General features: G+C 42.4%; 4 protein-coding genes, 2 rRNA genes and 1 pseudogene. 2 read left to right on the top strand and 5 right to left on the bottom strand.

All coding sequences use genetic code 11. The features are described from left to right. Both Q8J82_RS01385 and rrf read left to right on the top strand, forming a co-directional pair. A 23S ribosomal RNA gene (locus Q8J82_RS01385) occupies positions 1–226 on the top strand; the annotation flags it as partial. 278 nt (positions 227–504) lie between these two features. Further along, positions 505–618 (top strand): 5S ribosomal RNA (gene rrf, locus Q8J82_RS01390). A 428-nt stretch (positions 619–1046) separates the two neighbouring features. Here the strand turns inward: rrf and Q8J82_RS01395 are convergent. From Q8J82_RS01395 to Q8J82_RS01415, 5 genes and pseudogenes are all read right to left on the bottom strand, one after another. Continuing rightward, entirely contained in the window at positions 1047–2123 is a 1077-nt protein-coding gene (locus Q8J82_RS01395; protein ID WP_304908531.1) for a sulfate/molybdate ABC transporter ATP-binding protein, read from the bottom strand. Positions 2124–2185: 62 nt separating this feature from the next. Beyond that, the gene (gene cysW, locus Q8J82_RS01400; RefSeq protein ID WP_304908532.1) at positions 2186–3100 is read right to left on the bottom strand and encodes a sulfate ABC transporter permease subunit CysW; all 915 of its coding nucleotides are present in this window, start codon (positions 3098–3100) and stop codon (positions 2186–2188) included. A 39-nt stretch (positions 3101–3139) separates the two neighbouring features. After that, positions 3140–3970, bottom strand: a complete 831-nt coding sequence (gene cysT / locus Q8J82_RS01405; protein ID WP_304908533.1) for a sulfate ABC transporter permease subunit CysT — start codon at positions 3968–3970, stop codon at positions 3140–3142. Between the two features lie 116 nt (positions 3971–4086). Next, the gene (locus Q8J82_RS01410; RefSeq protein ID WP_304908534.1) at positions 4087–4968 is read right to left on the bottom strand and encodes an EAL domain-containing protein; all 882 of its coding nucleotides are present in this window, start codon (positions 4966–4968) and stop codon (positions 4087–4089) included. A gap of 21 nt (positions 4969–4989) precedes the next feature. Continuing rightward, positions 4990–5463: pseudogene (locus Q8J82_RS01415) on the bottom strand (sulfate ABC transporter substrate-binding protein); the annotation flags it as partial. Positions 5464–5601: the final 138 nt, after the last annotated feature.

The raw sequence follows: 5601 nt of genomic DNA on the forward strand, positions 1-5601 counted from the left end.
ATCTCTGGTGGACCGGTTGTCATGCCAATGGCATAGCCGGGTAGCTAAATACGGAAGAGATAAACGCTGAAAGCATCTAAGCGTGAAACTCGCCTTGAGATGAGATTTCCCTGGGGGTTTAACCCCCCTAAAGAGTCGTTCGAGACCAGGACGTTGATAGGACGGATGTGGAAGTGCAGTAATGCATTAAGCTGACCGTTACTAATTGCTCGTGAGGCTTGATCCTATAACCTTAAAACTTGACCTGATATTGATGAAAATCGTATCAATACAAGCTAACAGGTGTTTTAATAGTGACTTGATATGTAAGAAAATGTAATCAAAGAACACCATAAACTTTACTTCTTCTGTTTGTTAAAAACTGCATTAAAGTGCTTAGTAATAAGTAATTTGATGTAAGTTTAAGACGCTATCCTTATGAAAATAAGGATGAGCGCACAGCATTTCTGCTTGTGATAGGCAATTGGATGAAAATTCAACAGCGCACAAGAGTTACCAGTTATGCTTGGCGGCCATAGCGGTTTGGACCCACCCCTTCCCATCTCGAACAGGGCCGTGAAACGAACCAGCGCCAATGATAGTATGCTTTTTGCATGCGAAAGTAGGTCACTGCCAAGCTATTTATTTGAACCGTCCCGCGGATGGTCAGCAAAACCCCTTCTATGCAAATAGCGGGGGTTTTTGCATTGGGAAATGCTATGGTATATGTGATGCACAATTGGAATTAAATCAACAGGAATTGATCCCACGTAAGAGTGTCAATCCATACTATTATGGTGCCGGATACCAGAGACGCTTCTACCAGCTGGCGTTTGAATGCATGCGAATATTACTGCCTATCCAAAGGCGGGCTTGAGATTGCCGGAAGAAATTCGGTCATAAAATAGGTGTACACTTAAATTTAGGTGGACACCTATTCTTACGGGAATGAAGGCATAAGAATTAAGGGTACTGGGCGGATGCTTACGGTATAGTTAACATTTCAATAATAAAAACAAAGCCCTCATATCGAGGGCTTTGTTTTTATTTGAGCAGGCTTATTTTTATTAGATAGGGTTTTGCTCTTCTAAAAATACTCGCACATTTCTAGGGTAAACAAACACATGCTCTCCCAGAGAGATACTTAATTCTCGGAAACGCTCTTGGGTAAGTTCGGCTTCTATTATCTCCGTGTGATCGTCTCTTTGAAGCTCTAATCGAACTAGTGGCCCAATAGCATGAATGTAGCTAACCACAGCCTCAAAAGCAGGCGCAACTCCATTACGTACTTTATGAATCTCAATATCATGTGGTCGCACATAGGCAGTTGCTGGACTATTTTGCGTGGCATAGTGTGCGTCAATTTTCAATCCTATCTCACCAATTTTTGCTTCACCTTCATGCACATGGCTGTGGAATTGATTCACATTGCCTAAGAACTGATAAACAAATGGCGAAACCGGGTGACCGTATACTTCTTGTGGCGAGCCTATTTGCTCTATCTTACCTTTGTTAATCACAACGACACGATCAGCTACTTCTAGTGCTTCTTCCTGATCATGCGTTACAAAAATACTAGTGATATGCAGCTCATCGTGTAGACGACGCAACCAACGGCGAAGCTCTTTACGAACCTTTGCATCTAGTGCACCAAATGGCTCATCTAGCAATAAAACTTTTGGTTCAACTGCAAGTGCACGCGCTAACGCAATACGCTGACGTTGGCCACCAGACAACTGTGGAGGATAGCGATCTGCCAGCCAATCTAATTGAACTAGCTCAAGTAATTCATGTACACGCCTTTTAATTTCAGCATCAGATGGGCGTGTACCTTTTGGGCGAACACGTAAACCAAAGGCGACATTTTCAAATACCGTCATATGACGAAATAGCGCGTAGTGTTGAAATACAAAACCTACTTGGCGGTCACGCACTTGTTGCTCTGTGGCATCGGCACCATGAAAAAGAATGTTGCCTGAATCTGGCGTTTCTAGCCCTGCGATAATTCGTAATAAAGTTGTTTTACCGCAACCTGACGGTCCAAGAAGCGCCACTAATTCACCGCTTGGTACATCAAGGCTGACATCGTTTAGTGCGCTAAAGCTACCAAAGTTTTTTCTAATATTACGGATTTCAATACTCATCGTTTTATTCCAATTTAGTCATTGTTCGTCATTATTTACAGCATTATTTAATCTACAAAATATCAGTTGTAAGAGTTCTCGTTGCTAATTGCATTTTGTGCAACTCGCCATTCAACAAAAGTCTTGAGTGCTAATGTCACTAGCGCCAATAAAGCGAGTAATGAAGCGACTGCAAAGGCGGCAGCGTAGTTGTATTCGTTATACAAAATCTCTACATGTAAGGGCATGGTATTGGTCATACCGCGTATATGCCCTGATACGACTGATACCGCTCCAAACTCGCCCATTGCTCTGGCATTGGTTAAAATTACGCCATACAGTAAGCCCCATTTAACGTTAGGTAAAGTAATGCGCCATAGTATCTGCCAGCCAGAGGCACCTAGCACTAAACCTGCTTCTTCCTCGTCTTTGCCTTGTGCCTGCATCAAAGGAATCAATTCACGAGCTACAAAAGGGAAGGTCACAAAAATAGTGGCTAATACAATACCAGGTACTGCAAAAATGACTTTAATGTCGTGATCTACCAGCGTAGAGCCAACCCAGCCTTGCAAGCCAAATATCAATACGTAGATTAAACCAGCAATCACTGGAGAAACGGCAAATGGCAGGTCTATCAAGGTAATCAGTATGCTTTTTCCCTTAAATTCAAACTTGGCGATCGCCCAAGCGGCGGCAACGCCAAAAACCAAGTTAAGCGGTACCGCAATCGCGGCGGCAATCAAGGTGAGCTTGATTGAAGAAAGCGCATCAGGATCAACCAAAGCAATGATGTAGGTATCAAAGCCTTTACGCAGCGCCTCAGTAAAAACGGCAATCAAAGGCACAAATAAAAACAGACTTAAAAACAGCAGTGTAATCACAACCAATGACCAGCGTATCCAAACTGGTTCGGAAGTAGCACGGCTACGCGCCACTTTGGTGTGGTAATTGCTGTACTGTGAGGTAGGCAAATTAGCTGCAGTTGCTGAGGTAGACATTATTAGTAGTTCTCAATCAATAGTTTTAAGATGATGTCTTTAATGTGAAGAAGTGCCACGGCGGCTGAACCACCACTGCATACCGTTAATCGAAAATAGCAGCAAGAAAGAAATTACCAGCATCACTACAGCCACTGCTGTGGCTTCGGCATACTCATATTGTTCTAGCTTGGTGATAATAATCAATGGAGTGATTTCAGAGACAAATGGCACGTTGCCTGCAATAAAAATAACTGAGCCATACTCGCCAATCGCACGTGCAAAAGCCAAAGCAAACCCTGTTAACAGTGCGGGCCATAAAGTTGGCATGATTACTTTAGAAAAAGTCTGCCAGCGATTTGCTCCAAGACTAGCGGCAGCTTCTTCTGTTTCAGCTTCTAAATCCTGCAACACCGGTTGTACTGTGCGCACCACAAAAGGCAAGCCTATAAAAGTAAGGGCAATAATGACACCAAGTGGCGTAAAGGCTACTTTGATTCCATACTGCTCAAGCCAATGGCCAATCCAGCCATTCGTTGAATAAACTGCGGTTAGGGCAATACCTGCCACTGCTGTTGGTAGCGCAAAAGGTAAGTCTACCAAGGCATCAATAATTTTTTTGCCTGGAAAAGTATAGCGTACCAGCACCCAGGCCGTGAGCAGACCAAAAACCGCATTTAATAAAGCGCCTAAAAATGAAGCGCCAAATGTAAGCTTGTAAGAAGCAACGACTCTTGGTGCTGAAACCACAGCCCAAAATTCGTTAAAGCTTAATTCGGTAGTTTTTATAAATGCTGCAGAAAGGGGAATCAACACTATCAAGCTCAAATAGAGCAGTGTGTAGCCTAGCGATAGATTAAATCCCGGAAGTACATTTTTATGTTTTGCCATATTGTTTACTTATTCATGAAAGCGGACGCCAATTTAACAGAGTCTTTTATAATTTAAAAATAACTTTTACCTATAACTTTATAGCTAAAAGTTATGTTGGAAATCTCTTAAAGGTATTACGCTACCGCCCGGATGTTAGATTTGGTAGTGCGCCGTTTAAATAATGCGGAAGGTTGCAATTCTTTTGCTGTTACAGGTTTTGCCAGAAAGTAGCCTTGAAACAAAGTGCTACCTGTTTCAATTGCAATATCAAGTTGCGTTTGCGTTTCTATGCCAGTAATCACTGGCTTCGCGCCGATGTCTTGAATCATTTTAATGAGCCCCGGTAAAACTTTACGTACTCGCTCATTATTCTCAGCTTTCTGAATTAAATTTAAATCTAACTTAACAAAGTCAGGTGAAAATTTCCGCAAACGACCGATATGGGATTGCTCACTGCCAAAGCGGTCAATCGCAATTTGGTAGCCTCGTTCGCGGTAATTATTAATCGCTTCTGCCAGCTGCTTATCTTGCTCTACCAGTCCCTCTTGAATTTCAATCACTACGCGGCTAGTGGGCACTGAGTTGGCATGTAGAATGCGCTCAAAAACTTTGCCGTGCGCATTCACCGAGATTAAAAGTTTGGGGTGCACGTTTAGAAATAACAAACCATTTTCCGCATAGATTTGTCTGAAATTGAGTACATGCAGCGTTCTGCTTACACGATCGAATTCAACTAATTTTCCAGCTTGTTCGGCATACGTAAAGGCAAACTCTGGCGTACTTGCCAGCTCATTACCCAGTGAAGGTCTTAACAGTGCTTCATGGCCATATAGATCACCCGCTTCGCTATCATAAATCGGCTGGAATGCAGTATTCAGGCGCACGCCGATAAACGTGCTGTTAAACTCGCCCGTGAATTGTTCTGCCAATCCGTATTCATCGAAATCAAGCAATAAAGATTCTTTTAGCTGTAATCGTAACTGTTCTACATGGGGTGCAATTTGCTGTTGTGCCATTTCTATTCCTTGAACATCTAATTATTTACTATAGATCTGATCAAAATTGCCGCCATCTGCAAAATGCGTTTTTTGCGCTTTTTCCCAGCCGCCAAATATTTCGTCGACACTAAATAACTCTATCGATTTAAACTTAGACTTGAATTTTTCGGCCACTGATTCTAGACGTGGTCTAATATCATGTTGCGCTGCAATTTCTTGACCTGTTTCAGAGAAGTGAAACTCAGCGTAAGCTTGCACAAGCAGACGGTTCTTGTGTTTATCAACATACTTATCTACAACAGCGATTGGGTTTTCTGCCAAAATACTTACCGATGGATAGACAACATCGTACTGATCACCTAATTCCTTTTTGATTAAGTTCACTTCGTTTTCAAAGGTTAGCAATGCATCGCCAATGCCACGTTGTGCAAAGGTGGTTGTCGCCCCGCGACCGCCGGTATCTAAAACGGGTACGTTTTTGAATAGCTTTCCAACAAATTCTTTAGCTTTAGTATTGAGCGACAATTATCTTGTCTGGTCTAGCGACAATTAACTTGTCTAGTTGATCTGATAGAGTTCTGCACAGCAAACCATAAGGAGGCGCTGTGTCAGGTAATCACATTTCAGATAAACAGGTTAATTTATATATGA

The sequence above is a fragment of the Methylotenera sp. genome (genome assembly GCF_030684185.1).
In the GTDB taxonomy this organism is placed as follows: Bacteria; Pseudomonadota; Gammaproteobacteria; order Burkholderiales; family Methylophilaceae; genus Methylotenera.

What these genes read in the sequence shown, in the direction of transcription:
- cysW (WP_304908532.1), bottom strand. Translation starts at nt 3,100, where the DNA reads ATGTCTACCTCAGCAACTGCAGCTAATTTGCCTACCTCACAGTACAGC.
- cysT (WP_304908533.1), bottom strand. Translation starts at nt 3,970, where the DNA reads ATGGCAAAACATAAAAATGTACTTCCGGGATTTAATCTATCGCTAGGC.
- Q8J82_RS01410 (WP_304908534.1), bottom strand. Translation starts at nt 4,968, where the DNA reads ATGGCACAACAGCAAATTGCACCCCATGTAGAACAGTTACGATTACAG.
- Q8J82_RS01395 (WP_304908531.1), bottom strand. Translation starts at nt 2,123, where the DNA reads ATGAGTATTGAAATCCGTAATATTAGAAAAAACTTTGGTAGCTTTAGC.